The following is a 24996-nucleotide window of genomic DNA, read 5'->3' on the forward strand; positions in this document are numbered from 1 at the left end:
CGCCAGGTAGCGCTGGTAGGCCGGCGTCGCCACCGTGTCCTTCCACTGCGCGTACGAGTCGGCGAACAGGTACGGCGGCGCGGTGCCGGGCTCGTCGGGCGACGTGTCGGGCGTCGCGTCGGCGGGAGACTCCTCGGCGGCGACGGTGCGGGGGCCGAGGGCCTTCTTGTGCGCCTCGGCGATCGCGGCGAACGAGAGGGCCTTGAAGTCCAGCGCGTCGTCGACGGCGGGCGCGCCGGCGGGCGACGCGGCGGAGTCGGCGGAGCCGGACGCCGTGGTGCCCGCCGGGCTGGGTGAGGCGGCGCTGTCGGCGGGTGAGGCGGCGGAGTCGACGGCGGGCGTGGTCGCCGTGGGTGAGGCGGCGGAGCCGGTGGGAGCCGGTGACGCCGCGTCGCCGCCCGTGGAGAGCGCGCCGGTCGCCGGGACGACCGTGATCTCCTCCGTGGGCGGAGCCTCGTCCCGGGCGGCGCCGCTCTCAGCGGCGCTCGGGGCGGTCGTCTCCGGCTCGCCGACGCTGTCGGCGTCTCCGGACGTCGCGCCGGCCTCGTCCGGCGCGGAGGCGTCGGTGCTCTCCTCGGTGCCGTCGTCCTCCGGGCCGCTCGTCGCGGCTCGGGCGGTCCCGGCGTCGCCGGCCCGGGCGTCGCGGGTCGTGGCGTCGTCCGCCTCGGTGTTCTCGGCCGTCGTGCCTGCCGCGGCGACCTCGTCGGTCCCGGCTTCGTCCGCCGAGGCGGCGGCGGTGTCGGCGGTGTCGGCGTCGTCCGCCGGGGCGTCGGCGGTGTCCTCGTCCGGACCGCCGTCGGTCTCGGCGGCGTCCCGCGCGGCACCGTCGTGGGCGGTCGCCTCGCGGGTCGTCCCGGCACCGGCCGTCTCACCGGCGGCCTCCTCGTCGGCAGCGGCCACGGCCGACGTCTGACCGGCCGTCGTCCCGCCGGCGGCCGCGTCGTCGGACGCCGCGTCGTCGTCCCCGTCGCCGGCGTCGTCCCCGTCGCCGGCGGCGTCCGCGGCGTCGGTCGCCGTCGCCCGCTCGACCCCGTTCGCCGACTCGCCCGCAGCCCCGTTCGCGTGCTCGTCCGTCGGTCCCTCGGGCGCGTTCACCTGCTCCGTATCGTCCGTGGACGATGTCGTGACGGGATCCGTGTCAGGGGCGCCGGCGCCTGCGGTGGCGGCCGGGGACTGGTCGGGGCTCGACGTCATGCAGGTTAACTTACCGACATTCGGCAACGACCTTGCCACCCGGGAGGCACCCCGCGCCGGTGGCCCCCGTTTGCGGACAATTTCACCCGCAGATTTCCCCATCCTGAGGGGAACCCGGGCGGGTCCCCCGCCGTGGAGGCGGGTGCGGCTGCCGACCTCAGTCCGCCAGGTCCACGATCACCGGCACGTGGTCCGAGGCACCCTTGCCCTTGCGCTCGTCCCGGTCGATGACCGCACCCGTCGCCCGGGGCGCGAGGGCGGGCGAGGCCCAGCAGAAGTCGATCCGCAGCCCCTTGTTCCGCGGGAACGCGAGCTGCTGGTAGTCCCAGTAGGTGTACAGGTGCTCCCCGGGCAGGAACCGCCGGGTCAGCTCCGCGTACCCGGCGTCGGCGAAGGCGTCGAACGCCGCGCGCTCCGGCGGGGAGACGTGCGTCTTGCCGACGAAGGCCGCCGGGTCGTACACGTCCGTGTCGAGCGGGATCACGTTCCAGTCGCCCAGGAGCGCGACCGGGTCCCCGGCGTCCGCCCAGGTCTGCGCCGCCGTGCGCAGGGCGTCCAGCCAGGCGAGCTTGTACGTGTAGTGCGGGTCGTCGAGCGCGCGGCCGTGCGGCACGTACAGGCTCCACACCCGCACGCCGCCGCACGTGGCGCCGATCGCTCGCGCCTCGATCGGCGGGTCGACGTCGAGCAGCGCGTCCGGGCTGTCACCCGCGAGGGTCTTGGCGAAGCCGGGCTGCCCGGGGAACCGGGTGGCGACGTCGTCCAGCCCGACCCGCGACGCGATCGCCACGCCGTTCCACTGCGAGAGTCCGAAGTGCGCCACCTCGTACCCCGCCGCCTCGAACGCGGCGGTGGGGAACTGGTCGTCGCGACACTTGGTCTCCTGGATCGCCAGCACGTCCGCCTGCGAGCGGTCGAGGAAGGCGAGCACGCGGTCGACGCGGGTACGGACGGAGTTCACGTTCCAGGTGACGAGGCGCACCGGGCCAGGGTACGTGCGAACGCCGACGCGGCACTCCGGCGGGGTTCACCCCGACTAGGCTGGTCGTGTGCAGATCCTCACCGGGCGCCGCGCCCTCGACGCCGTCGTCGTCCTCACGTCAGCGGCACTCGTCGTCGGGTGCTCCGCCGGCAGCTCCGCGGGCGGCGAGGACCGGACGGACGCCGTCGTCGGGCTCACCGGGGAACCGACCAACCTGGACTTCACGACCACCTCCGGCTCCGCCATCCCGCAGCTGCTCATGAACAACGTGTACGAGGGCCTGGTGACGATCGACCAGGACGGCGAGGTGCAGCCGCAGCTCGCGCGGTCCTGGGAGGTCAGCGGCGACCGCACCGTCTACACCTTCACGCTGCACGACGGCGTGACGTTCTCCGACGGCTCGGCCTTCACGGCGGACGACGTCGTCGCGTCGATCGGCCGCGTGCAGGACGACTGGACACTGAGCCTGAGCTCGAAGATGGATGTCGTCGAGAGCGCCGAGGCCGTGAGCGACACCGAGGTCGTCGTGACGCTGCGCCACCCGAGCAACGCGTGGCTGTTCGACATGGGCACGTCGGTGGGTGCGATGTTCCCCGACGACCTGTCCGCCGACCTGGCGACCGAGGCGGTCGGCACCGGCCCGTACACGGTGACGGAGGTCGCGACGGGCCAGCACGTCACCCTCACCGCCCGCGACGACTACTGGGGCGAGGCCCCGGCGCTCGACGAGATCACCGTCCGGTACTTCGCCGACGCGAACGCCCAGGCCAACGCCGTCCGCGCAGGTGACGTCGACATGGCCTACAACCTGCAGGCGCCCGACCTGATCGCGGGCCTGGAGCAGGACGAGCGGCTGCAGGTGATCGACGGCACCTCGACGGGCGAGGTGCTGCTCGCGCTCAACAACGCCGCCCCGCCGTTCGACGACCTGCGGGTGCGCCGCGCGATCATGTACGCGATCGACCGCCAGGCCGTGCTCGACACCGCGTGGGCGGGGCACGGGGAGCTCATCGGCTCGATGGTGCCCCCCACCGACCCGTACTACCAGGACCTCACGGACGCCTACCCGTACGACCCCGACCGGGCCAGGGAGCTCCTCGAGGAGGCGGGCGTCGAGGACCTGAGCATCACGTTCGACGTGCCCACCCGCCCCTACGCCGAGGCGGTGGCCCAGGTGGTCGTCTCGCAGCTCGCCGACGTCGGCATCGACGCGACGATCGCCCCCGCCGAGTTCCCCGCCGTCTGGCTCGACAAGGTGTTCACCGAGCACGACTACCAGATGTCCGTGATCCTCCACACCGAGGCCCGCGACCTGCTGACCGTCTTCGGCGACCCCGGCTACTACATCGGCTACGACAACCCGCGGCTCGCCGAGGTCGCCGAGGACGCCGACCAGGGCAGCCCCGACGAGTACGTCGCGGGCATGCAGGAGGTGGCCCGCATGATCGTCGACGACGCCGCCAGCGACCCCCTGTTCCTCTTCCCGAACACGGTGGTGGCCGACGCGGCGCTGGAGGGCGTCGCCGCGAACGCCACCACGGAGTCCATGGACCTGACCGGCCTGCGCTGGTCCGACTGAGGCCGTCCCCGCGCCCGTGCTCCGACACCTCGCCTCGCACGTCGTCCAGCTCGTGGCCACGCTCCTCGTGGCCACGGCGGCGATCTTCGTGCTGCTGCGGGTGCTGCCGGGCGACCCCGCCGTCGTCGCGCTCGGGCTCGACGCCTCACCGGAGGCGCTCGCGGCCTGGCGCGCCGAGCACGGCACCGACGGCCCCCTGGTCGAGCAGTACCTGCGCTGGATCGGCGGCCTGCTCACGGGCGACCTCGGCACGAGCTACGTGACGTCGCAGGAGCTCACGCCCCTGATCGCGGACCGCGTGCAGGTCACGGCCCTGCTCGTGCTCCTGGGCATGCTGGTCGCGCTCGTCGTGGCGGTACCCGTCGGCACGCTGGCCGCCGTCTGGCACCGGAACGCCGGCGGCGTGACGCTGTCGGCCGTGAGCCAGGTCGGCGTCGCCGTGCCGAACTTCCTCGTCGGCGTGCTCCTCGTCGCCGTGTTCGCGGTCCGGCTCGGCTGGCTGCCCTCGGGCGGGTGGACGGCGCCCGCCGACGGGTTCGGGGAGTTCTGGCGGCACGTGCTCCTGCCTGCCGTCGCGCTGGGGTCGGTGCAGGCCGCGATCATCACCCGGTACGTGCGCAGCGCGGTGCTGGAGATCATGCGCGAGGACTTCCTGCGCACGGCCCGCGCCCAGGGGCTGACCTTCACGGGCGCGCTCGTGCGGCACGGGCTGCGCAACGCCGGCGTGCCGATCGTGACGGTCGTCGGCGTGCAGATCGCGTCCATGCTGATCGGCGCCGTCGTCATCGAGCGCGTGTTCGCCGTGCCCGGGCTCGGCAGCCTCCTGCTCGACTCCGTCGGCAACCGCGACCTGCTGGCGGTGCAGTCGGTCGTCGCGGTGCTCGTGGTGCTCGTCGTGCTCCTCAACTTCCTCGTCGACCTCGTCTACACGCTGCTCGACCCGCGCCTCCGGAGGGCCTCGTGACCGCTCAGGACCCGGTGGCCGGGGCCCCCGGGGCCGTGGCGGCCCTGCCCGTCGCGACGGGCCGCCGCACCCCGTGGGCCCACCCGCAGCTCCTGCTCGGCGCGGTGCTCGTGGGCCTCGTGCTCCTCACCGCGCTCGTGTCCCTCGTCTGGACGCCGTTCGACCCCGAGCACGCGGGCGCCGAGCGGCTGCTCCCGCCCGGCCCGGAGCACCTGCTCGGCACGGACCGGTTCGGCCGCGACGTGCTCTCCCAGGTCATGGCCGGCGCACAGATCACGCTCCTGGTCGGCGTCGTCGCGGTGGGCATCGCCGCCGTCGTCGGCGTGCCCGTCGGTGTGCTGGCGGGGATGCTGCAGGGCGCGGGACGCCGTCGTCCCGCCACGCTCATCATGCGCGCGAGCGACATCCTGCTCGCCTTCCCCGGCCTGCTGCTCGCCATCGTGCTCGGCGCGGTCTACGGCGCGGGCACCCTCACCGCCATGATCGCGCTCGGCATCGGCTCGATCCCCGCGTTCGCGCGCGTGGCCCGCGGCGGCACCCTCCAGGTCGTGCGGTCCGACTACGTGCTCGCCGCGCGTGCCGCCAACCGCCCGGAGCTCGCCGTCGCCGTGCGGCACGTGCTGCCCAACATCGCGGGCACCGTGCTGGTGCAGTGCTCGGTGAACTTCGCGATCGCCGTGCTCGCCGAGGCGGGACTGTCCTTCCTCGGGCTCGGCACCGCGCCGCCGACGCCGTCCTGGGGCCGCATGCTGCAGGAGTCGCAGCAGTTCCTCGGTGTCGCCGACCACCTCGCCGTCGTGCCGGGCGTCGCGATCGCGGTCGCCGTGCTCGGGTTCAACCTGCTCGGTGACGGCCTGCGTGACGTGCTCGACCCGCGGCTCGCGGGCGTCGCGGCCGAGCGCGCGGACGCGGCGGCACGGGCGGAGCGGGTGCCCGGCCCGGACCCGCGCACCGTGACGCCGCGAGACGCCGCCGCCACCCCGCCCGCCCTCGAGGTGCGCGACCTCGACGTCCGGACCCACGGCGGCCGCGCGCTGCTCTCCGGCGTCTCGGTCCGCGTCGCTCCCGGCGAGCGCGTCGGCCTCATCGGCGAGTCGGGTTCCGGCAAGACGATGACGGCGCTCGCGGCGCTCGGTCTGCTGCCCGACGGCGTCACGGCGTCCGGGCACGTCGGTCTCGCGGGCGTGCCGGGCAACCTGCTGGAGCGCGGCGAGCGCGAGCTGGCGGCGCTGCGGGGCAGGGACGTCTCGATGGTGTTCCAGGAGCCGATGACGGCGCTCGACCCGCTGGTCCGCGTGGGCAGGCAGGTCGCGGAGACGATGACGCTGCACGGCACCGGCCGCGCCGCCGCCCGCGCCCGGGCCGCCGCGCTGCTGGCCGAGGTCGGCCTGCCCGACGACGCCGCGCGCCGCTACCCGCACGAGCTCTCCGGCGGTCAGCGGCAGCGCGTGGTGCTGGCGATGGCGCTGGCCAACGACCCGGCCGTGCTGGTCGCCGACGAGCCGACGACGGCGCTCGACGTCACCGTCCAGCGCCAGGTGCTCGACCTGATGCTGCGGCTGGCCGGCGAGCGCGGCGCGGGCCTGCTGTTCATCACGCACGACCTCGCGGTGGTGTCCCAGGTGTGCGAGCGCGTCGTGGTGCTGCTCGACGGCGTCGTGGTCGAGGAGGGTCCGGTCGCCGAGGTGTTCGCCCGCCCGCGGCACGCGTACACGCGGCGGCTGCTCGCGGCGTCGGCGCTCGAGCCGCGCGCGACGACGGCCGAGCCCGCCGGGCCCACCGCCGCGGAGCACGCCGAGGCGGTGGTGCGCGTCGAGGACGTGACCCGGACCTACGCCGGCCGCGGCCGCGCGGTGCAGGCGCTGCGCGGCGTCTCGCTCGAGGTCCGTCCGGGTCAGCGGTTCGGGCTCGTGGGCGAGTCGGGGTCGGGCAAGTCGACGCTGCTGCGCATCGTCGCGGGGCTCGACGAGGCGACGTCGGGTCGTGTGGTCACCGCGGGCGTCGACCTGAGCCCCGGTGCGCGGGGCCGGCGCGGGGCGCCTCCGCTGGGCGACGTGCGTCGCGCGCTCCAGGTCGTGTTCCAGGACCCGTACGGCTCGCTCGACCCCCGCATGACGGTGGGCGACATCGTGGCCGAGCCGCTGCTCAACCCCGCAAACGTGCGCGAGGGCGGCCCGGCGACGGCGTCGGCTCGGCGCGCCGCGGTGCGCGAGATGCTGGCCGCCGTCGGCCTGCCCGCCAACGCGGCCGACCGGTACCCGCACCAGTTCTCCGGCGGGCAGCGGCAACGCATCGCGATCGCGCGGGCGCTCGTGTGCCGCCCGCGCGTGCTCGTGGCGGACGAGCCGGTGAGCGCGCTGGACGTGTCGGTGCGGCGGCAGGTGCTGGACCTGCTGACCCGGCTCGCCGACGAGCACGACCTCACGCTGCTCCTCGTCTCGCACGACCTCGGCGTCGTCCGGCACGTGTGCGACCACGTGGCCGTGATGCACGACGGCCTGGTCGTGGAGCAGGGACCCACCGCGCAGGTGTACGACGACCCGCGCGACGCGTACACGCGCAGGCTGCGCGAGGCGACGCCGCGGCTGCTCGTCGGCTGACCGCCCAACGATTCGGGCGTGTGCGGCGTCAGCCCTGGTGACGGCGGTACACAGCCGCCGGGCATCCTCACGAAGGAGACATCGGATGCGCGCCAGGACAGGTGCAGCCGCCGCGACGCTCGCGGTCGCGGTCGCACTGGGCACAGGACTTCCCGCGTGGTCGGCGGGGAACGGAGCGGGTGGGCAGGGGCCGGGCGCCGGGACGGGGTCCGGTGCCCCGGCACCGGACCCGTCGTCGGCCACGGTCACGCTCATCACGGGGGACCGGGTGACGGTCGGCCACGCGGCCGACGGCACCCGGTCGGTCACGGTGCGGCCCGCCCCGGGCCGCGAGCGGATCTCGTTCCGCCGGGTCGTCGACGGCGACGGGGTGCACGTGATCCCGGGCGACGTGGCGCGGCTCGTGCCCGAGCGCCTCGACGCCGAGCTGTTCGACGTGACCGGCCTGGTCGCGGCCGGGTACGCCGACGCGCACCGGGACACCGTGCCCGTCATCGTGCAGGACCTCTCGGTGGCGCAGGCCGCGGTGGACGGGGAGGCGGGCGCGGCGGCGCGCGGTGCCGCGCCGGACTGGACCGCCCTCGGCGTCGAGCCGGAGCGTGAGCTGTCGTCGGTGGGCGCCGTCTCGGCGGACCTCGACCGGGACGCCGCGGACGCGCTGCTCGCGTCGCTGGACCCGACACCCGCCGCGGCCGCGCGGTCGGCGGCGCCCGCGGTGAAGGTGTGGCTGGACGGCCGGGTCGAGAGCTTCGACATCGACTCGTCGCCGCAGGTCGGCGCACCCGCGGCCTGGGACGCCGGTTTCACCGGCGAGGGCGTGACCGTGGGCGTGCTCGACTCCGGTATCGACGCGACCCACCCCGACCTCGACGACCTGGTGGTCGGCGCGGAGAACTTCACCGACTCCGCCGACGTCGTGGACCGCTACGGGCACGGCACGCACGTCGCCTCGATCGCGGTGGGCTCGGGCGAGGCCTCCGACGGCGAGAACCGCGGTGTGGCGCCCGACGCCGACCTGCTGGTCGGCAAGGTGCTCGACGACGACGGCTACGGCGAGTCGTCGTGGATCATCGCCGGCATGGAGTGGGTGGCCGCGCAGGGCGCCGACGTGGTGAACATGAGCCTGGGCGAGTCGGAGCGGTACACCGACGGCACCGACCCGTTCTCGCTGGCGGTCGACCGGCTGAGCGCGCAGTACGGCACGCTCTTCGTGGTCGCGGCGGGCAACGAAGGCGGCAACGGTCCGAGCACGGTGAACACGCCCGGCGCGGCGACCTCGGCCCTGACGGTCGGCGCGGTGGACGACGCCGACGAGGTGCCGTACTTCTCCGGCCGCGGGCCCCGCGCGGGCGACTTCGCGATCAAGCCGGACGTGACGGCGCCCGGCGTCGAGATCGTCGCGGCGCGCGCGGCGGGCACCAGCGAGGGGGAGAGCGACGGGCCGTACGTGGCCTTCAGCGGGACCTCGATGGCGACCCCGCACGTGGCTGGCGCGGCGGCGCTCCTCAAGCAGGCGCGGCCCGAGCTGACCGGCCCGGAGCTCAAGTCCGTCCTCATGGGGTCGGCGCGGCACACCTTCGGCGGTGCGTTCGACGAGGGTGCGGGCCGGATCTTCCTGCCGACGGCGCTCGAGCTGCCGGTCGTGCCGGTGCCCGGGTCGCTGTCGTTCGGCAGCTTCGAGTACCCGCAGGAGGGTACGGCGACGCAGACGCTCACCTACGAGAACCCCGGCGCGGAGGACGTCACGCTGGAGCTCGCGGCCGAGGTGTCGGCCGAGGACGGCACGCCGCTGCCGGACGGCACCGTGGCCCTCGAGGCGGCGGCGCTCACCGTGCCCGCCGGTGGTTCGTCGTCGGTGGACGTGGTGGTCGACCGCACCGCCGGGGAGATCGAGCAGCGGTACACGGGCGCCGTCACGGCGACCGACGCCGAGGGCCGCGAGGTCCGCACACCGCTCGGCTTCTTCGTCGAGCCCGACCTCGCGGACCTCGACGTGCGCACCGTCGGCCGCGACGGCGAGCCGCACACCGGGCTGTCCAGCATCCGCGTCGTGAACGTGGACGACCCCACGCTGTTCGACTGGCACCGGGAGGTCGGCCCGGAGGGCCTCGACCTGCGGGTCCCGCCGGGCCGGTACTCGGTCACGGGCTTCCTGTGGACGGCGGACGAGGAGTTCCAGGTCACGGACGTCACCGCGGTGCTCCGGCCGGAGATCGAGGTGGCGGACGACACGACGGTCGTGCTCGACGCCCGCGAGGCGCGGCAGCTCACCGCGACCACCCACCGCCCCGCGCGCCTGACGTGGCTCGCCCTCGACGACACGCGCACGACGGCCGCGGGCGACGACCCGTACGGGTTCGGTGCGCTCGTCGGCCCGGGGGCGACGGCCCACGCGACCCCGACCGACGCGCCCGTCACCGTGGGCACGCACGACCTGCAGACGCACTTCGTCCTGGAGCAGCCGGTGCGGGAGGGTCGGGCGCCGGCGTACACGTACGACCTGCTCCACACGCAGGACGTCGTGGACACGTTCCGCTTCCGGGCCACGGCCGCGAACACCGCGGCGATCCGTGCGTCGTACGCGTCGCTCGGTGACGGCCACGTCGCCGACAGCGCCCGGGTCGGCACCGCGCCCGGCCACGTGTGGGGGTCCGCCGTCGCCTCGCCCGTCGTCACGCCGGGCCGGCGCACGGAGTACGTGAGCGCCAACGGAGTGACGTGGGGGCACGAGGTCTACGCGGGCTCGGTCGACGAGCCGCAGCAGGGCTGGTTCGCCGGCGAGCCCCGTACGTACGCGCCGCGCGACAAAGCGGCGGAGAGCGTCGGCAAGGCCGTGCTGAGCACGCGGGCCGGTGGCGCGTTCGCCGTGGACGGCGAGACGCTCGGCATCGACCTCGTGCCGTGGCGCGACGCGCACGGCAACGCCTTCGAGGCGCCGGGCGACGCCCGCCTGCGGGTCTGGCAGGACGGCGAGGCCGTCGTCGACGACACGTGGACGCGGGCCCGGGTGACCCTGCCCGACGGCGGCGCGGACCACCGGGTGGTCCTCGACGCGAGCCACGAGGGGCCGTGGTGGGCGACCTCGACGCAGGTGCGGACGGAATGGACGTTCCGTGCGGCCCCGGGCACAGACCCGGCCGTGCTCGACGTCGGCTACGCCGTGCGCGGCCTCGACCTGCGCGGCACCGCGCCCCGTACCACGCGGGTCACGGTGTCGACGGGTCCGGTCACGACGGCCCGGCTCTGGTGGTCCGCGGACGACGGCGCCACGTGGCACCGCGTCCCGCTCGACACCCGGCACGGCGCGCACACCGGCGTCGTCCGGGCGCCGCGCGGCACGGAGCACGTGTCGCTCCGCGTCGATGCCCGTGACGCCGCGGGCGGCACGGTCCGGCAGACCGTGACCCGCGCCTACGGCGTCCGCTGAGCGCCGCGCCGGATCCACAGGCCTGCGCGGGCCTGTGGATCCGGCGTGCGGGCTCTGCCGTGTAGCCTCGGTGGCGACATGAGCGAGCAGATGACCAGGGACGACGCTCGGAGCGCCGGCTCGGCGCGTGACGCCGTCCTCGCGGTGCCGGACGTGGCGCGCGACGCCGCCCTGGCCGTGCCGGACACGGCGCCTGACGCCGTCTTCGCCGTGCCGGACGACGACGCACTGCTCGCCGCCGGTCCGTCCGCCGGCCGTGCCGGCCCGATCCGCGTGATCTTCGTGCCCGGCCTGGGCGACCGGCTGCCGCCGCTCGTGCACCTGCAGCGCGAGGCGCTGCGGGCGTGGCGTGCGCTCGGCGTGCGCACCACGATGTTCCGCGTGCGCTGGTCGTCGGACGCGACTTTCGAGGAGCGTCTGGACCGGCTCGACGCGATGGTCGAGCGCTACGAGCGGCGCGGCGAGCGGGTCGCCCTCATGGGCGCGTCGGCGGGCGCGGGTGCGGTGCTCGCGGCCTACGCCCGGCGCCGGTCGATCGTCGCCGTCGTGATCATCGCGGGGAAGTTCATCGAGCCGGAGGACATCATCGCGCCCGTGCTCGAGCACAACGCCCCGTTCGCGCAGTCGCTGGCCACGGTGCCGCGGCTGCTGGAGCAGCTCGGCCCCGACGACCGGGCCCGCATCCTCAGCCTCCGCTCGGCCCGCGACGGCGTCGTCGACGACGAGGACACCCTGCTCGAGGGCGCGGTCAACGAGACGATGCGCGTGGTCGGTCACGTCATCGCGATCGGCTACGCGCTGGTGTTCCAGGCCCGGCGGGTCGTGCGCTTCCTCCGCGAGTCCGCCCGCGAGACGCCCCCACCGACCCGAGGTAGTCACCTGGCGAGGTAGTCACTTGGCGAGGTAGTCACGAGGCGCGTGGCACCCGCGGATCGGCCCGCTTACCAGGGGGCACGATCTGATGACTACTTCGCCCTGTGACTACCTCGCCAAGTGACTACCTCGGCACGGTGTAGTGGGGCTGATGGGTGGTTCAGTACGGGTGCGGGGGTGAGGGCTTGTCGGCCGCGTCGGCGCGGCTGAGACTCGGGGCATGACGAGCACCCAGGACACCTCTGCCGCCGTCGCCCACTTCGCCGGGCGGCTCGCCTTCGAGACGGACGTCGCCGACGTGCACGACGACCTTGCCGCCGGACGCCGGTTCACGCTGGTGGACGTGCGCCCGCAGGAGGCGTGGGACCAGGGGCACGTGCCCGGCGCCGTCCACCTGCCGAAGGGCAAGATCCGGCTGCGGGCCGAGCAGACGCTCGACCGCGACGTCCCCGTCGTGACCTACTGCTGGGGCCCGGGCTGCAACGCCGCGACCAAGGCGGCGCTCGAGCTCGCGCGCCTCGGGTACGACGTCAAGGAGATGATCGGCGGCTTCGAGTACTGGGTCCGCGAGGGCTTCCCCTACGAGACGGCCGACGGCCCGGTCCACCCCGACCCGGACCCCCTGGCAGCCCCTCTCCCCCGCGCCCGATCCTCCGTGCGGATCACGTCGGGCGGTAGCGGTTCTCCGGGCGACCCGTGGTGCCGTACCGGGGTGTCACCTGCGCCAGCCCCTCGCTCACCAGGTGTTCCAGGTACCGGCGCGCGCTGACGCGGGACATCCCGACGGCGCGCGCCACCTCCGCCGCCGACGCGTCCCGGACCGCTGACGCGTCCCGGCCCGCCGTACCGTCCCGGCGTGTCGAGCCTGCTCCGGACCCGACGACGTCACCGCCCGCGGCGGCGCCCGGTGCCCCGCCGCACAGCCGGACCAGGGCCTCCTGGACCAGGACGCGGCTGCGACCCGAGAGGCCCTTGGGCGCCGCGGCGGCACGGGGACCTGCGAGCAGCTGGTCGACGGCGTCCTGGTCGAGCGTGCGCTCGGCGCGCCGCAGGTCCTCGCGGCGCTGCCAGACCTCGTCGAGCCGCTCGCGCAGCGCCGCCGACGTGAACGGCTTGACGAGGTACGCGACCACGCCGCCCGCCATCGCCTGGCGCACGCTCTCGAGCTCACGCGCGGCGGTCGTCGCGACGACGTCGACGGGCGGGCCGGGCAGCAGCCGCAGCCGACGCAGCACGTCGAGCCCGCCGATGTCCGGCAGGTGCAGGTCGAGCAGCACGAGGTCCGGGCGCAGGTCGGCCGCGAGTCGCAGCGCGTCCGCCCCGGTCCGCGCCTCGCCCACGACGACGAACCGCGGGTGGCTCTCCACGAACCCGCGGTGCACGACGGCGACCGCCGGGTCGTCCTCGACGACAAGGGTCCGCGCCCGCTCGCTCACGACGGCATCCCCGCCGCTCCGACCCCCGCACCCGGAGCGCCCGCATCCTGACCGCCGGAGTGCCGGCGGCCCCTGCCCGGACCACCTACCGACGCAGCGCTGCCGCGGCCCGCGCCCGTCGCACCCGCGCGCGTCGCACCCGCACCCGCGCCGCCCCCCAGCTCCGCGCCGCGCTCGCCCGGCAGCACCACCGTGACGCGCGCCCCGCCGAGGTCGCCCGTGCCGACCTCGATCTCGCCGTCGCGCCGCTCGACGACCCGCCGCACGAGCGCCAGCCCGATCCCCCGGTTGTGCTCCCGGCGCCCCGTACGCCCCGCCCCCGCACGCCCCACCCCGTCGTCCCCCGCCACCTTCGTCGTGAAACCCGCCTTGAACACCTGGTGCTGCAGCGCGGCGGGGATGCCGGGGCCGTCGTCGTCGACACGCAGGCGCAGGTGGTCGGCGGCGGCGCGCACCAGCACCCGGACGTGGCCGTCGGTGCCGACGGCATCGACCGCGTTGTCGATGAGGTTGCCCAGCACGACGAGCGCGTCGGTGTGCAGCGCGGACGCCTCGGGTGTCGTAGGCGCGTCGACGGCGGAGGCCTCGTCCACGTCGAGGGCGACGTCGCGCTCGCGCGCCGTGATGGTCTTGACCAGCAGCAGCGCCGCGAGCTCCGGCGACCGGACGCCGGGTGCCACGGACGACGCCGCGGCCAGCCCGCCGTACCCCGACCGCTCGATGAACGCGACGGCGTCCTCGGTGCGGCCGAGCTCCAGCAGACCCGAGATCACGTGCACGGTGTTGCGGAACTCGTGCGACTGGGACCGCAGGGCGTCGGTGAGGCCGCGGGTCTCCAGCAGGCCGGCGATGTCCTCCGGCTCGAGCAGGTAGATGCGCCGGCGCACGAGCCGGGTCACCCAGGCGGCGCACAGCACGCCGACGACGGCAGCCGCCGCGAGCGCCGCGAGCAGCCACCCGCGGTCGTCGCTGAGGTCGGCGCGCAGCTCGGACTCGAGGATGCCGACGCTGGCGGTGCCGATGACGGGCGCGGGCGAGGCGTCGTCGGCGGCGTCGCCGTAGACGGGGACCTTGACGCGCCAGGACGTGCCCAGCGTGCCGGTCTGGGTGCCGGTCCAGGTGCGGCCCGACAGGGGGACGGACGGGTCGGTGGAGACGCGCCGGCCGATCTGCCCGGGGTCGGGGTGGGAGTAGCGGATGCCGCGGTCGTCGGTGACGACGACGTAGGTGACGCCCGACGCCTCGCGGATCACCTCGGCGACGGGCTGGATGGTCGCGGACGGGTCGGCGTCGTCGAACGCGTCGAGGATGACGGGCAGGCGCGCGACGGACTGGGCCACGCCGGTCATGCGGTCGACGTAGGCCTCGCGGAGCTGCCGCTCCTGCAGCGCGGACGCGACGACGCCGGTGGTGCAGACGAGCACGAGCACGATGACGACCTGCAGCACCAGCAGCTGCGCCCGGAGCGTCATCGCCCTTCTCACGGACGCCAGTGTGCCCCGGCGGGGCGCCGGACGGTAGCGCAGGGGCGCGACCGAAACGACCAGAACGTTCGTTGCGACCAGAACCCGCTGCGGGCGTCGGCCGCTCCCTACCCTCCGAGGCACGTCGCTCAAGGAGGAGACATGCGTATCACCCGACCCGCGGCCGCTGCCGTCGGCCTCGTCCTCGCCCTCACGGGCTGTTCCGCGCTCGAGCCGAACGACGGCGGGGGCGGTGACGCGGCGATCGACGAGCTGAGCATCGTCGTCCCGGCGGCTCCCGGCGGCGGCTGGGACCAGACCGGTCGCGCCCTGCAGGCCGACCTGCAGGAGGAGGGCCTCGTCGGCACGGCCACGGTGACGAACGTCGACGGCGCGGGCGGCACGGTCGGCCTGGCCACCATCGCGAACGCCACCGACCCGAACACGCTGCTCGTGATGGGTCTGGTCATGGTGGGAGCGGTCGAGACGAACCAGTCGCAGGCGCGCATCGAGGACACGACGCCGATCGCCCGGCTCACGGAGGAGCAGGAGGTGATCGTGGTCCCGGCGGACTCGCCGTACGAGACGGTCGACGACCTGGTCGAGGACATCGAGCAGAACGGCAAGGACGTCTCCGTCACGGGCGGTTCGGCGGGCGGCACCGACCACATGCTCGCCGGCATGCTGCTCCAGGCGGCGGGCCTGCCCGCCGACGAGATCGCGAGCAGCCTCAACTACGTCGCCTACTCGGGCGGCGGCGAGTCGCTGGCCGCGCTGCTGGGCGACAACGTCGACGCGGGCATCTCGGGCGTCGGCGAGTACGTGGAGCAGATCGAGGCGGGCGAGCTGCGGGCGCTCGCGGTCTCGGGGGAGGACAGGGTCGACGCCCTGCCGGACACCCCGACGCTCACCGAGGCGGGCTACGACGTGGTGCTCACCAACTGGCGCGGCGTCGTCGCGCCGGGCTCGATCGACGACGAGCAGCGCGAGGCGCTCACGTCCGCCGTCACGCAGCTCGCGGAGTCGGAGACGTGGCAGGCCACCCTCGAGACCCGGGACTGGGACGACGCCTTCCTCGCCGGCGAGGAGTTCGACGCCTACCTCGAGGGCGACATCGCCGAGGCCCGGTCGGTGCTGCAGGACATCGGGCTCGTCCAGTGAGCACACCCGGCGCACCCGGCGCACCAGGCCACGAGGGCGGCCCGACGGCGGCAGCGACGCCCCCGCGACGGCGCTGGGGCGAGCTCGTCCTCGCCGGGGTGATCGCGGCCCTCGGGGTGTACGTGCTGCTCGCGGCGGGCGGCATCACGGTGCCGGGGTCGACCAACACCCTCGGGCCGCGCGCCTTCCCGTACCTCGTGGGCGCCCTGCTCGTCGCGGTGGGGGCCGCGCTCGTGGTGCTCGTTCTGACCGGGCGGGCGGGCCAGGAGGAGGGCGGAGAGGACGTCGACCCGACGGTTCGCACCGACTGGCTCTCCGTGGCGCTGCTCGTGGCGGCCCTCGTGGTGCACGTGTTCGCCATCAACGTGGTCGGCTGGCCGTTCGCCGCCGCGATCCTGTTCGCCGGTGCCGCCGTCGTGCTCGGGGCGCGGCCCTGGTGGCGGGCCGCGCTGGCGGGACTCGTCCTCGGCCTGCTGGTCCAGGTCGTCTTCGGTGGGCTGCTCGGCCTCTCGCTGCCGCCCGGCCCGCTCCTGGAAGGGGTGCCGTTCCTCCGTGGATAACCTCACCGCCCTCCTCGAGGGCTTCAGCACCGTGCTGCACCCGGTCTACCTGCTGTACGCGCTGTTCGGCGTGTTCGTCGGGACGGCGGTCGGCGTGCTGCCCGGCATCGGCCCGGCGATGGCGATCGCGCTGCTGCTGCCGCTGACCTACTCGCTCGAGCCGACGGCGGCGCTCATCGTGTTCGCCGGCATCTACTACGGCGGCATGTACGGCGGGTCCACCACGTCGATCCTGCTCAACACGCCGGGCGAGTCGGCGTCGATCGTCACGGCGATCGAGGGCAACCGGATGGCGCGCGCCGGCCGGGGTGCCGCCGCTCTCGCGACGGCGGCGATCGGCTCGTTCGTGGCGGGCACGCTCGCGACGGTCGCGCTCACCTTCCTCGCCCCGGTCGTCGCGCGGTGGGCGGTCCGGCTCGGCGAGCCCGACTACTTCGCGCTCATGGTCGTCGCGTTCGTCACCGTGGGGGCGCTGCTCGGCTCGTCGGTGCCGCGCGGCCTCGCGGCGCTCGCGCTCGGCCTGTTCCTCGGCCTGGTCGGCACCGACACCCTGACCGGGCAGCAGCGGTTCACGTTCGGCGTGCCCAACCTGGCCGACGGCATCGACGTCGTCGTGGTCGCCGTCGGCCTGTTCGCCGTCGGGGAGGCCGTGTACGTGGGCTCGCGGATGCGGCACGGGCCCGTCCACGTCATCCCGGTCGAGAAGGGCTGGCGCACGTGGATGAAGCGGGACGACTGGCGGCGCTCGTGGAAGCCGTGGCTGCGCGGCGCGGCCATCGGCTTCCCGGTCGGCACCATCCCGGCGGGCGGCGCCGACGTCGCCACGTTCCTGTCCTACGCCTCCGAGCGCCGGCTCGCGGGGCCGCGGCGCAAGGAGTTCGGCAAGGGGGCGATCGAGGGCGTCGCGGGGCCGGAGGCCGCCAACAACGCGGCGGCGTCGGGCGTGCTGGTCCCGCTGCTCACGCTCGGCCTGCCCACGACGGCGACCGCGGCGATCATCATCGTCGCGTTCCAGTCCTACGGCATCCGGCCCGGGCCCCTGCTGCTGCAGAGCGAGTCGGCGCTCGTCTGGGCGCTCATCGCGAGCCTGTACGTCGGCAACCTCATGCTCGTCGTGCTGAACCTGCCGCTGGTCGGCATGTGGGTCAAGGTGCTGCGCATCCCGCGCCACTACCTCTACGCGGGCATCCTGCTGTTCGGTGCGCTGGGCTCGTACGCGCTGAACTTCTCGCCCGTCGACGTGCTGCTGCTCGTGCTGATCGGCCTCGTCGGGTTCTTCATGCGGCGGTACGGATACCCGGTCGCGCCGCTCGTGGTCGGCATGATCCTCGGGCCGATGGCGGAGGACCGGCTGCGGCGCTCCCTCGCGATCAGCCAGGGCGACCTCACCTACCTCGTCACGAGCCCGTTCGCGGCCACCGCGTACGCGGCGATCGTGCTGCTCCTCGTCGCCGGCCTCTGGCTGCGGCGGCGCGAGCGTGCCGCGGAGGTGCCGCAGGAGCAGTCCCCGGAGACACCGTGACTGGTTAGGCTCGCCGGATGAGCACCGCACTGATCACCGGCGGGTCCGCCGGGCTGGGCCTGGAGTTCGCACGTCAGCTGGCGGCCGACCGCCACGACCTGGTGCTGGTCGCCCGCAACGCGGAGCGGCTGCACCAGGTCGCCGAGGAGCTCAGCTCCGCGTACGGCGTCGGCGTCGAGGTCCTGCCCGCGGACCTCTCCGTGCCCGAGGACCGCGAGCGGGTCGCCCAGCGGCTCGCGGTCGTCGGCGGCCGTCCCGGTGAGGGCGACCTGCGGCCCGTCGGCCTGCTCGTCAACAACGCCGGCTTCGCCACGGGCACCACGTTCGCCACCAGCCGGATCACGACCGAGCGCCGCAGCATCGACGTCATGGTCAAGGCCGTCGTCGAGCTCACGCACGCCGCGCTGGGCCAGATGCTCGAGCGCGACCGCGGCGCGATCCTCAACGTCGGCTCCGTGGCGGCCCTCACCGCGGGCGGCACCTACGCGGCGGCCAAGGCGTACGTGCGCACGTTCAGCGAGTCGCTGGCCTCCCAGCTCCGGGGCACCAACGTCACGGTCACGGTGCTGTCGCCCGGGTTCACGCACACCGAGTTCCACGCGCGGGCGGGCGTGCCCGAGTCCTCGATCGCCCCCGAGTGGGGCTGGCTGGACGCCGGGTACGTCGTCCGGACGGCGCTCGCCGACGTGCGTCGCGGCGTCGTCCTGTCGACGCCGTCGGTGCGCTACAAGGTGGCCTCCGCCCTGCTGCGCGTGGCGCCCCGGTGGGCCGTCCGGGCCGTCGGCTCGTACCGGTGACGCGACGTACCCTTGCACCGTGAACGCTGACTTCTCCCCGACCCCGCGCGAGCAGCTCGCCGAGCTCATCAAGGAGCTGGCGGTGGTGCACGGCAGGGTGACGCTGTCCTCCGGCAAGGAGGCCGACTACTACGTCGACCTGCGCCGCATCACGCTGCACCACCGGGCCGCCCCGCTGGTCGGCCACGTGCTGCTCGACCACCTCGAGGAGGTCGGGCTGGGCACGGCGGAGATCGACGCCGTCGGCGGGCTGACGCTGGGCGCCGACCCGATCGCCGACGCCCTGCTGCACGCGGCGGCGTCGCGCGGGCAGGACCTCGACGCGTTCGTGGTGCGCAAGGCCGCCAAGGCGCACGGCATGCAGCGCCAGATCGAGGGCCCGGACATCGCGGGGCGCAAGGTCGTCGTCGTCGAGGACACGACGACCACGGGCGGCTCGCCCATCACGGCGATCGAGGCCGCGCGGGCCGCGGGCGCCGAGGTGCTGGGTGTCGCCACCATCGTCGACCGCGCCACCGGAGCCGGCGAGAAGATCGAGGCCCTGGGCGTGCCCTACCACTCCCTGTACGGCCTCGAGGACCTCGGGCTCGCCTGACCGTTTCTTATACCGGAAACTGGCCGCCTCGATATCACTCCCTGAGAAGACTTTTGCCTAGCCCTACTGTATCTTGGGATTCATGGGGCCATTTGTCGCATTAGTCGTGCTCGTAGCCGGTGTCGTGACCTTCACGGTCACGGCCGCGCGGCTCATGCGGCGCGGCCGCTCGCAGGACGTCGAGCGGTGGGCCGAGGCCAACGGCTGGGAGTACGTCGGCACCGACCCGGTGCTCGCCCAGCGCTGGAGCGGCAGGCCCTTCGGCATCGGCATCGACCGCCAGGCGCGCGACGTCGTGCGCGGCACGGTCGACGGCTTCGAGATCGTCTCGTTCACCTACACCTGGCGCTCCGGCACGCCCGACGCCGACACCCGCCGCGCCGGCATGCGCCGCACCGCGCACGTCGTGGCGCTCGACGCGCTGCCCGGCGAGCCCGTGATCGACCTGTCGCCCGAGGGCATCCGCGAGAAGGTGCAGAAGCTCTTCGGCGCGCAGGACGTCCAGATCGACAACCCGGCGTTCGACGGCCAGTGGCTCGTCCGCACCTCCGACGAGTTCTTCGCCCGGCGCGCGCTCGACGCGCGCCTGGCCAACATCGTCATGCTGCCCGACTTCCACGGCTCGCGGCTGCGCATCGAGGGGCCGTCGGTGCTGCTGTGGCGGCCGGGTCGTACGGACGTCACCACCCTCAACGAGCGCGCCAAGCGCGTCGCCGACGTCGCGCGCATCGTGCTGCCGCTCGAGCGCGGCGGCCCGCGCTTCGAGTCGGGCGGGACGATCGACGGGTTCGGGATCCCGGGCCTGACCTGATCCCGGCCCCACCGGAGCCGGGCCGGCCGCTCAGACCAGGTCGACGAGGTCGGCGATCGACGGCACCACGTGGCTCGGCCGGAACGGGTACTTCTCGACCTCCTCGGCCGACGTCGAGCCGGTGAGCACGAGGAACGTCTCGAGCCCCGCCTCCATGCCGCCGAGCACGTCGGTGTCCATGCGGTCGCCCACCATCGCCGTGGACTCGGAGTGCGCGCCGATCAGGTTGAGCGCCGACCGGAACAGCACCGGGTTCGGCTTGCCGACGTAGTAGGGCTGCTTGCCCGTCGCGGCCGTGATCATGGCGGCCACCGAGCCGGTCGCGGGCAGCACACCCTCCTGGGACGGGCCGGTGACGTCCGGGTTGGTGCAGATGAACCGCGAACCGTCCATGACCAGCCGGATCGCCTTGGTGATCGCCTCGAACGAGTACGTGCGCGTCTCGCCGAGCACCACGTAGTCGGGGTCGGACTCGGTGAGCGTGAACCCCGCCTGGTGGAGCGCCGTCGTCAGACCGGCCTCGCCGATCGCGTACGCGCTGCCGTTCGGGATCTGGTCCGCGACGAACTGCGCCGTCGCCAGCGCGGAGGTCCAGATGTTCTCCTCCGGCACGTCGATCCCGCTGTACGCGAGCCGGGCACGCAGGTCGCGCGGAGTGAAGATCGAGTTGTTCGTCAGCACGAGGAACGGCAGGCCCTTGTCCCGCAGCGCCGCGATGAACTCGGGGCCGCCGGGCAGGGCGGTGCCCTCGTGCACCAGCACGCCGTCCATGTCAGTGAGCCAGGCCTGGGTCGAGCGCTCCATGCAGGTCAGCCTATGTCCTAGGCTTCGCCCCGTGAGCACCCAGTCGCCCGACGCCACCCGGCCCGGCCCGGTCCGGCGCCACGCAGCCCCCTCGACGAGGACGCCGTGGACGGCGGCCCCCGGCCTCGCCGTCCGCGGCGGTCTGGTCGGCGCGGCGGAGTCCGTCCCCGGTATCTCCGGGGGAACGATCGCGCTGGTCGTCGGGCTCTACGACGCGCTGCTCGGCGCGGCGAGCCAGGTCGTCCACGCGGGCAGGGAGCTCGTCCAGGGGGTCGTGCAGCGCAGGGGCCTGCGCCCCGCCGGCGCGGCCCTGCGCCAGGTCGACTGGCCGTTCCTCGTGCCGGTGCTCGCCGGCATGGCCGTGGTGCTGCTCGTCTCGCTGAGCACCATCGCCCCGCTGCTCGAGTCGAACCCCGTGCCCATGCGCGCGCTGTTCTTCGGCATGATCGCCGTGTCCGTCGCCGTCCCGCTGCGCATGATGCCGGGCCGGTTCCGGCCGCTCGACGTCGTGCTGCTGGCCGTCGGCGTCGTCGCGGCCTTCTTCCTCACCGGCCTGCCGGCCGCCGAGATCGACGACCCACCGCTGTGGCTGGTGTTCGTCGGCGCGGCCGTCGCGATCAACGCGCTCGTGCTGCCCGGCGTCTCCGGGTCGTTCGTGCTGCTCGCCATGGGCCTGTACATCCCCGTGCAGCAGGCGCTGCACGACCGCGACCTCGCGTTCGTCGGCACGTTCGTGCTGGGGGCCGCCGTCGGTCTCGGGTCGTTCGTCAAGGTGCTGCACTGGCTGCTCGAGCACCGGCGCCAGGGCACCATGGCGATGCTCGCGGGCCTCATGGTCGGCTCGCTGCGGTCGCTGTGGCCCTGGCAGGACGACGCGGGCGCGCTGCAGGCCCCGTCCGGCGGCCTGGTCGCTCCGGTGCTGCTCGCGCTCGCGGGCGCCGTCGTCGTGCTGGTGGCGATGTGGTGGGAGTCGCGCCGCGCGCCGCAGACGGCCCCCGCCCCGGTGGGCCGTGCCTGACGACGCGGTGCCCGACGCTGCGCCCGACGCTGCGCCCGACGCTGCGCCCGACCCTGTGCCCGACCCTGTGCCCGACGCTGCGCCCGACCCTGTGCCCGCCGTCGGCGTGGGACCGTGGGACGGCCCCTGGCCGGACGACCCGCGCTACGACCCCGAGCTGCTCGCCGAGGGCGACCGCCGCAACGTGACCGACCGGTACCGGTACTGGACCGTCGAGGCGATCGTCGCCGACCTCGACACGCGCAGGCACCCGTTCCACGTCGCGATCGAGAACTGGGCGCACGACCTCAACATCGGCTCGGTCGTCCGCACGGCCAACGCCTTCAACACCGCGGGCGTGCACGTTGTCGGACGGCGCCGGTGGAACCGCCGCGGCGCCATGGTCACCGACCGCTACCTGCACGTCACCCACCACCCGGACGCCCGTGCGCTGGCCGCGTGGGCCGCGACGGCGGGACCCGGCGGCAGCCGCCTGCCGGTCGTCGGCATCGACAACGTGCCCGGCTCCGTGCCGATCGAGGGGTACGAGCTGCCCCGCGCCTGCGTGCTCCTGTTCGGCCAGGAGTCGACCGGCCTGACCGCCGAGGCCCAGGCGGCGTGCGACGTCGTCCTGCACATCACCCAGTACGGGTCGACCCGGTCGATCAACGCGGGCGCCGCCGCCGCGATCGCCATGCACGCCTGGGCCGTGCGGCACGCGGGGTAGACCGCGGCACGCGGCGTACCGGAAAATTCTGCGGCGCCCGCTCAACACCTCGGCGGCGGGCCGCGTCTCCAGGGGGCAAGCACCTTTCCCCCTCACTGGAGGTCCTCGTGACCGGAACCGCCCGCACGCTCCGCTCCACCCCCGTCCGCATCGCGGCGCTCGGCCTCGCGACCACCGGCCTGTGCGCCGGCGGCGTCGGCCTGGCCTTCGCCAACCCGGCCTCGGCCCTCGGCCAGGCCGTCGGCGGCGCGGCGCACGCCGCAGGCGTCGACTGGGCCGACCTGCCCGGCGGCTACACCGAGGCCCAGTACGCGGCCTTCTGGGACGCCGGCTTCACGCCGCTCGACCAGATCGCGCTCGAGGAGCTGTGGAACCTCGGCGAGACCGAGACCAAGTCCCGCGCCGGCCAGCTCATCCTGGACGGCGAGCCCCTCCCGTTCGAGCCCGGCACCCACGCCGTCGACGTCCCGACCGAGGAGGAGTCCGCCGCCGCGGAGGCCTTCGTCCGGGCCGGCTACACGCCGCAGGACGTCGAGGAGCTCAGCGCCCTGTGGGGCACCGAGTACGTCGAGACGAAGTTCCGGGCCGGGCAGCTGCTCCTGGACGGCGAGGAGCTGCCCCTCGGCGCCCCGTCCGGCAGCTGACCACCCGCGCCCGGCACCGCCGACGACCCGCCAGGAGACGACCATCGACACCCTCACGCTGCGCACCGGCTTCGAGATCGAGCTGCTCGCGCCCGCAGGTTCCGACCGGCAGGCGCTCGCGGACGCGCTCGCGGCCCGCCACAGCGGCCGGGTCGTCCGGTCGTTCCACACCGACAGCGAGCCGTCGACGGTGCCGGGCATCGGGGTGTTCCGGCACCTGTCGCCCGCGTTCGACGTGGTCGACGGCGCCGGCGCTCCCGTCGCCCGGCTCGTCGACGACATCACGCTGACCGACGACCTCGCCGGGACCACCACCCGTCCCGGGCACCGCGGCTGGTACCGGGTGCTGTGCGACGAGCCGCGCCTCCTGCGCCTCGTCGAGCGCCACACCGACCCCGGCGCGTCTCTCCCCGACGTGCTCGCGCCCGTCGCCGCCCTGTTCGGCGCCTCCGTCGAGCTCCTCGGCGGGGCGGCACGCGTCAACGACGCCACGGGTGCGACCGTCGCCGTCGCCATGCCCCTGCCCGCGGGACGGGAGCGGCCGTGCGAGGTGGTGACCCCGCCGCTGACGACCCGCCACGGACGAACCCTGGACGCCCTGCTGGCACCCGCCCGCGACCTCGGCTTCACCGTGCCCGCCGAGGCCGCCGTGCACCTGCACGTCGACGGCGGCCCGTTCCGCCGCGCGCCCGCGCTCGCCAACCTCGTCCGCCTGTTCGGGCACTGGCGCGAGCCGCTCCGGGCAGCCCTCGGGACCAACCCGGCCTGTCGTCGTCTGGCGCCGCTGCCGGCAGACCTGGTCCGCCTCACCGACCGGGACGACCTGGCGTGGGCGGAGCTGCGGGAGACGGCGCGTGCCGCGGGCGTCACGAAGTACGCCGACGTGAACCTCACCCAGCTCGTCTCCGCGCACCCGCTGCGCGACACCGTGGAGGTCCGCGTCCTGCCCGGCTCGCTCGACGCCGCCGAGATCGTGCGCCGCGCCGCGCTCGTCGAGCACCTCCTGCTGCGGTGCCTCGACGACGAGCCGGTGCCGCGGCCGGGCGCCGACGCCGCGCACGACCCCGAGGGCGCGCTGCGGGCGCTCGCCGCGGTGGGAGCCGGCCGATGACGACTCCGCTGCCCGCCACCGAGCCCGGCGGCCTGTGGGCGCCACGGGTGCTGCAGGTGGTCCGCGCCCCCGCCCCGGGCGCCGACGACGCACCGTCCGCCTCCGCCGGGCCGGTCCGTACCCTCGACGGCCTCGTGCGGACGCACCTGCCCGGACTGCTGCGCTACGCGACGGTGCTGGTCGGCGACCAGCACACGGCGGCCGACCTGGTCCAGGAGGTGCTGCTGCGCGCCCACCAGCGGTGGCGCCGGATCGCGCTGACGGACCGGCCCGACCTGTACCTGCGGCGCATGGTCACCAACGAGCACCTGTCGTGGCGCCGCCGCTGGCACGTGCGGACCATCCGGCCCGCCGACACCGACGAGCTGGTGCGGCGTGGCGGGACGGCGCGCGACCCCGCCGACCACCACGCCGAGCACGACGCCATGTGGCGCAGGCTCCGGGCGCTGCCCGCCCGGCAGCGTACGGTGCTCGTGCTGCGGTACTACGAGGGCCTGACCGACACCGAGATCGCCACGGTGCTCGGCACGACGGCAGGCACCGTCCGTTCCCACGCCTCGCGCGCCCTTGCGACACTCCGGCGTACCGAACCGACCCGGGAGACGCGATGAACCAGCAGCCCGACCAGTACGGGGACCTGTCCGACCGCGTGGCCGCGGCGCTGCGGTCCCGCGAGCCCCGCGACGCCGACGTCGACCTCGCCGCGCGGCGCATCGCCGCGCGCGTGGCGGACGCGGCGGGCGAGCGGG

General features: G+C 74.7%; 21 protein-coding genes and 1 pseudogene. 17 read left to right on the top strand and 5 right to left on the bottom strand.

The window, feature by feature from the left end:
* A pseudogene (locus HLB15_RS14205) lies at positions 1 to 1095 on the bottom strand (hypothetical protein); the annotation flags it as partial.
* A gap of 256 nt (positions 1096 to 1351) precedes the next feature.
* Complete coding sequence (locus HLB15_RS14210) at positions 1352 to 2176, bottom strand: exodeoxyribonuclease III (RefSeq protein WP_171106421.1); 825 nt, start codon at positions 2174 to 2176, stop codon at positions 1352 to 1354.
* Positions 2177 to 2243: 67 nt separating this feature from the next.
* Between HLB15_RS14210 and HLB15_RS14215 the strand changes: the two genes are divergently transcribed.
* The 6 genes from HLB15_RS14215 to HLB15_RS14240 all read left to right on the top strand — a co-directional run bounded on the left by HLB15_RS14215 (position 2244) and on the right by HLB15_RS14240 (position 12388).
* A complete protein-coding gene (locus HLB15_RS14215; RefSeq protein ID WP_171106422.1) occupies positions 2244 to 3755 on the top strand; it encodes an ABC transporter substrate-binding protein in 1512 nt (503 codons plus the stop codon).
* A gap of 16 nt (positions 3756 to 3771) precedes the next feature.
* A complete protein-coding gene (locus tag HLB15_RS14220; RefSeq protein ID WP_171106423.1) occupies positions 3772 to 4719 on the top strand; it encodes an ABC transporter permease in 948 nt (315 codons plus the stop codon).
* Positions 4716 to 7319 (top strand): ABC transporter ATP-binding protein/permease, encoded by a 2604-nt coding sequence (locus HLB15_RS14225; RefSeq protein WP_171106424.1) that lies wholly within the window; start codon positions 4716 to 4718, stop codon positions 7317 to 7319. Before HLB15_RS14220 ends, HLB15_RS14225 begins: the two co-directional genes overlap by 4 nt.
* Before the next feature lie 85 nt (positions 7320 to 7404).
* Positions 7405 to 10746, top strand: coding sequence for a S8 family peptidase (locus tag HLB15_RS14230; RefSeq protein WP_171106425.1), 3342 nt, complete (start codon positions 7405 to 7407; stop codon positions 10744 to 10746).
* A 78-nt stretch (positions 10747 to 10824) separates the two neighbouring features.
* Entirely contained in the window at positions 10825 to 11637 is an 813-nt protein-coding gene (locus tag HLB15_RS14235; protein ID WP_171106426.1) for an alpha/beta hydrolase, read from the top strand.
* Between the two features lie 202 nt (positions 11638 to 11839).
* On the top strand, positions 11840 to 12388 hold the full coding sequence (locus HLB15_RS14240; RefSeq protein ID WP_171106427.1) for a rhodanese-like domain-containing protein: 549 nt from the start codon (positions 11840 to 11842) through the stop codon (positions 12386 to 12388).
* Here the strand turns inward: HLB15_RS14240 and HLB15_RS14245 are convergent.
* Together HLB15_RS14245 and HLB15_RS14250 are read right to left on the bottom strand one after the other, a co-directional pair.
* Entirely contained in the window at positions 12282 to 13055 is a 774-nt protein-coding gene (locus HLB15_RS14245; RefSeq protein WP_171106428.1) for a response regulator, read from the bottom strand. The two genes, HLB15_RS14240 and HLB15_RS14245, sit on opposite strands and share 107 nt — an antisense overlap.
* Positions 13052 to 14539 carry a sensor histidine kinase gene (locus HLB15_RS14250; protein WP_229784901.1) on the bottom strand — a complete coding sequence of 496 codons (1488 nt, stop codon included), beginning with the start codon at positions 14537 to 14539 and terminating at the stop codon, positions 13052 to 13054. Before HLB15_RS14250 ends, HLB15_RS14245 begins: the two co-directional genes overlap by 4 nt.
* Positions 14540 to 14680: 141 nt before the next feature.
* On the opposite strand from HLB15_RS14250, the gene HLB15_RS14255 reads away from it, so the two are divergent.
* The 6 genes from HLB15_RS14255 to HLB15_RS14280 all read left to right on the top strand — a co-directional run bounded on the left by HLB15_RS14255 (position 14681) and on the right by HLB15_RS14280 (position 19964).
* Positions 14681 to 15679: a Bug family tripartite tricarboxylate transporter substrate binding protein gene (locus tag HLB15_RS14255; RefSeq protein WP_171106429.1), complete on the top strand. Its 999-nt coding sequence runs from the start codon at positions 14681 to 14683 to the stop codon at positions 15677 to 15679.
* The gene (locus HLB15_RS14260) at positions 15676 to 16239 is read left to right on the top strand and encodes a tripartite tricarboxylate transporter TctB family protein (protein WP_171106430.1); all 564 of its coding nucleotides are present in this window, start codon (positions 15676 to 15678) and stop codon (positions 16237 to 16239) included. Before HLB15_RS14255 ends, HLB15_RS14260 begins: the two co-directional genes overlap by 4 nt.
* On the top strand, positions 16232 to 17761 hold the full coding sequence (locus HLB15_RS14265; RefSeq protein ID WP_171106431.1) for a tripartite tricarboxylate transporter permease: 1530 nt from the start codon (positions 16232 to 16234) through the stop codon (positions 17759 to 17761). The genes HLB15_RS14260 and HLB15_RS14265 overlap by 8 nt, the downstream gene beginning before the upstream one ends.
* A gap of 17 nt (positions 17762 to 17778) precedes the next feature.
* The gene (locus HLB15_RS14270; protein WP_171106432.1) at positions 17779 to 18558 is read left to right on the top strand and encodes an SDR family NAD(P)-dependent oxidoreductase; all 780 of its coding nucleotides are present in this window, start codon (positions 17779 to 17781) and stop codon (positions 18556 to 18558) included.
* 19 nt (positions 18559 to 18577) lie between these two features.
* Positions 18578 to 19153 (top strand): orotate phosphoribosyltransferase, encoded by a 576-nt coding sequence (gene pyrE / locus HLB15_RS14275; protein WP_171106433.1) that lies wholly within the window; start codon positions 18578 to 18580, stop codon positions 19151 to 19153.
* Between the two features lie 124 nt (positions 19154 to 19277).
* Entirely contained in the window at positions 19278 to 19964 is a 687-nt protein-coding gene (locus tag HLB15_RS14280) for a type III secretion system chaperone family protein (protein ID WP_171106434.1), read from the top strand.
* Positions 19965 to 19994: 30 nt separating this feature from the next.
* Here the strand turns inward: HLB15_RS14280 and HLB15_RS14285 are convergent, their stop codons facing one another.
* On the bottom strand, positions 19995 to 20768 hold the full coding sequence (locus HLB15_RS14285) for an HAD-IIA family hydrolase (protein ID WP_171106435.1): 774 nt from the start codon (positions 20766 to 20768) through the stop codon (positions 19995 to 19997).
* Positions 20769 to 20799: 31 nt separating this feature from the next.
* On the opposite strand from HLB15_RS14285, the gene HLB15_RS14290 reads away from it, so the two are divergent.
* From HLB15_RS14290 to HLB15_RS14310, 5 genes are all read left to right on the top strand, one after another.
* Entirely contained in the window at positions 20800 to 21786 is a 987-nt protein-coding gene (locus HLB15_RS14290) for a DUF368 domain-containing protein (RefSeq protein WP_171106436.1), read from the top strand.
* A gap of 67 nt (positions 21787 to 21853) precedes the next feature.
* The gene (locus tag HLB15_RS14295; RefSeq protein WP_376699404.1) at positions 21854 to 22492 is read left to right on the top strand and encodes a TrmH family RNA methyltransferase; all 639 of its coding nucleotides are present in this window, start codon (positions 21854 to 21856) and stop codon (positions 22490 to 22492) included.
* Positions 22493 to 22599: 107 nt separating this feature from the next.
* The gene (locus HLB15_RS14300) at positions 22600 to 23136 is read left to right on the top strand and encodes a hypothetical protein (protein ID WP_171106438.1); all 537 of its coding nucleotides are present in this window, start codon (positions 22600 to 22602) and stop codon (positions 23134 to 23136) included.
* Positions 23137 to 23194: 58 nt separating this feature from the next.
* Complete coding sequence (locus HLB15_RS14305) at positions 23195 to 24247, top strand: amidoligase family protein (RefSeq protein WP_212759884.1); 1053 nt, start codon at positions 23195 to 23197, stop codon at positions 24245 to 24247.
* Entirely contained in the window at positions 24244 to 24858 is a 615-nt protein-coding gene (locus tag HLB15_RS14310; RefSeq protein WP_171106439.1) for a SigE family RNA polymerase sigma factor, read from the top strand. Before HLB15_RS14305 ends, HLB15_RS14310 begins: the two co-directional genes overlap by 4 nt.
* Positions 24859 to 24996 lie beyond the last annotated feature (138 nt).

It is taken from the genome of Promicromonospora citrea (assembly GCF_013004695.1).
Lineage (GTDB): Bacteria > Actinomycetota > Actinomycetes > Actinomycetales > Cellulomonadaceae > Promicromonospora > Promicromonospora citrea.

Excerpts from the sequence above, each read along its gene's own strand:
- HLB15_RS14230 (WP_171106425.1), top strand. The coding sequence starts at position 7,405 with ATGCGCGCCAGGACAGGTGCAGCCGCCGCGACGCTCGCGGTCGCGGTC.
- HLB15_RS14285 (WP_171106435.1), bottom strand. The coding sequence starts at position 20,768 with ATGGAGCGCTCGACCCAGGCCTGGCTCACTGACATGGACGGCGTGCTG.
- HLB15_RS14255 (WP_171106429.1), top strand. The coding sequence starts at position 14,681 with ATGCGTATCACCCGACCCGCGGCCGCTGCCGTCGGCCTCGTCCTCGCC.
- HLB15_RS14235 (WP_171106426.1), top strand. The coding sequence starts at position 10,825 with ATGAGCGAGCAGATGACCAGGGACGACGCTCGGAGCGCCGGCTCGGCG.
- HLB15_RS14310 (WP_171106439.1), top strand. The coding sequence starts at position 24,244 with ATGACGACTCCGCTGCCCGCCACCGAGCCCGGCGGCCTGTGGGCGCCA.
- HLB15_RS14240 (WP_171106427.1), top strand. The coding sequence starts at position 11,840 with ATGACGAGCACCCAGGACACCTCTGCCGCCGTCGCCCACTTCGCCGGG.
- HLB15_RS14270 (WP_171106432.1), top strand. The coding sequence starts at position 17,779 with ATGAGCACCGCACTGATCACCGGCGGGTCCGCCGGGCTGGGCCTGGAG.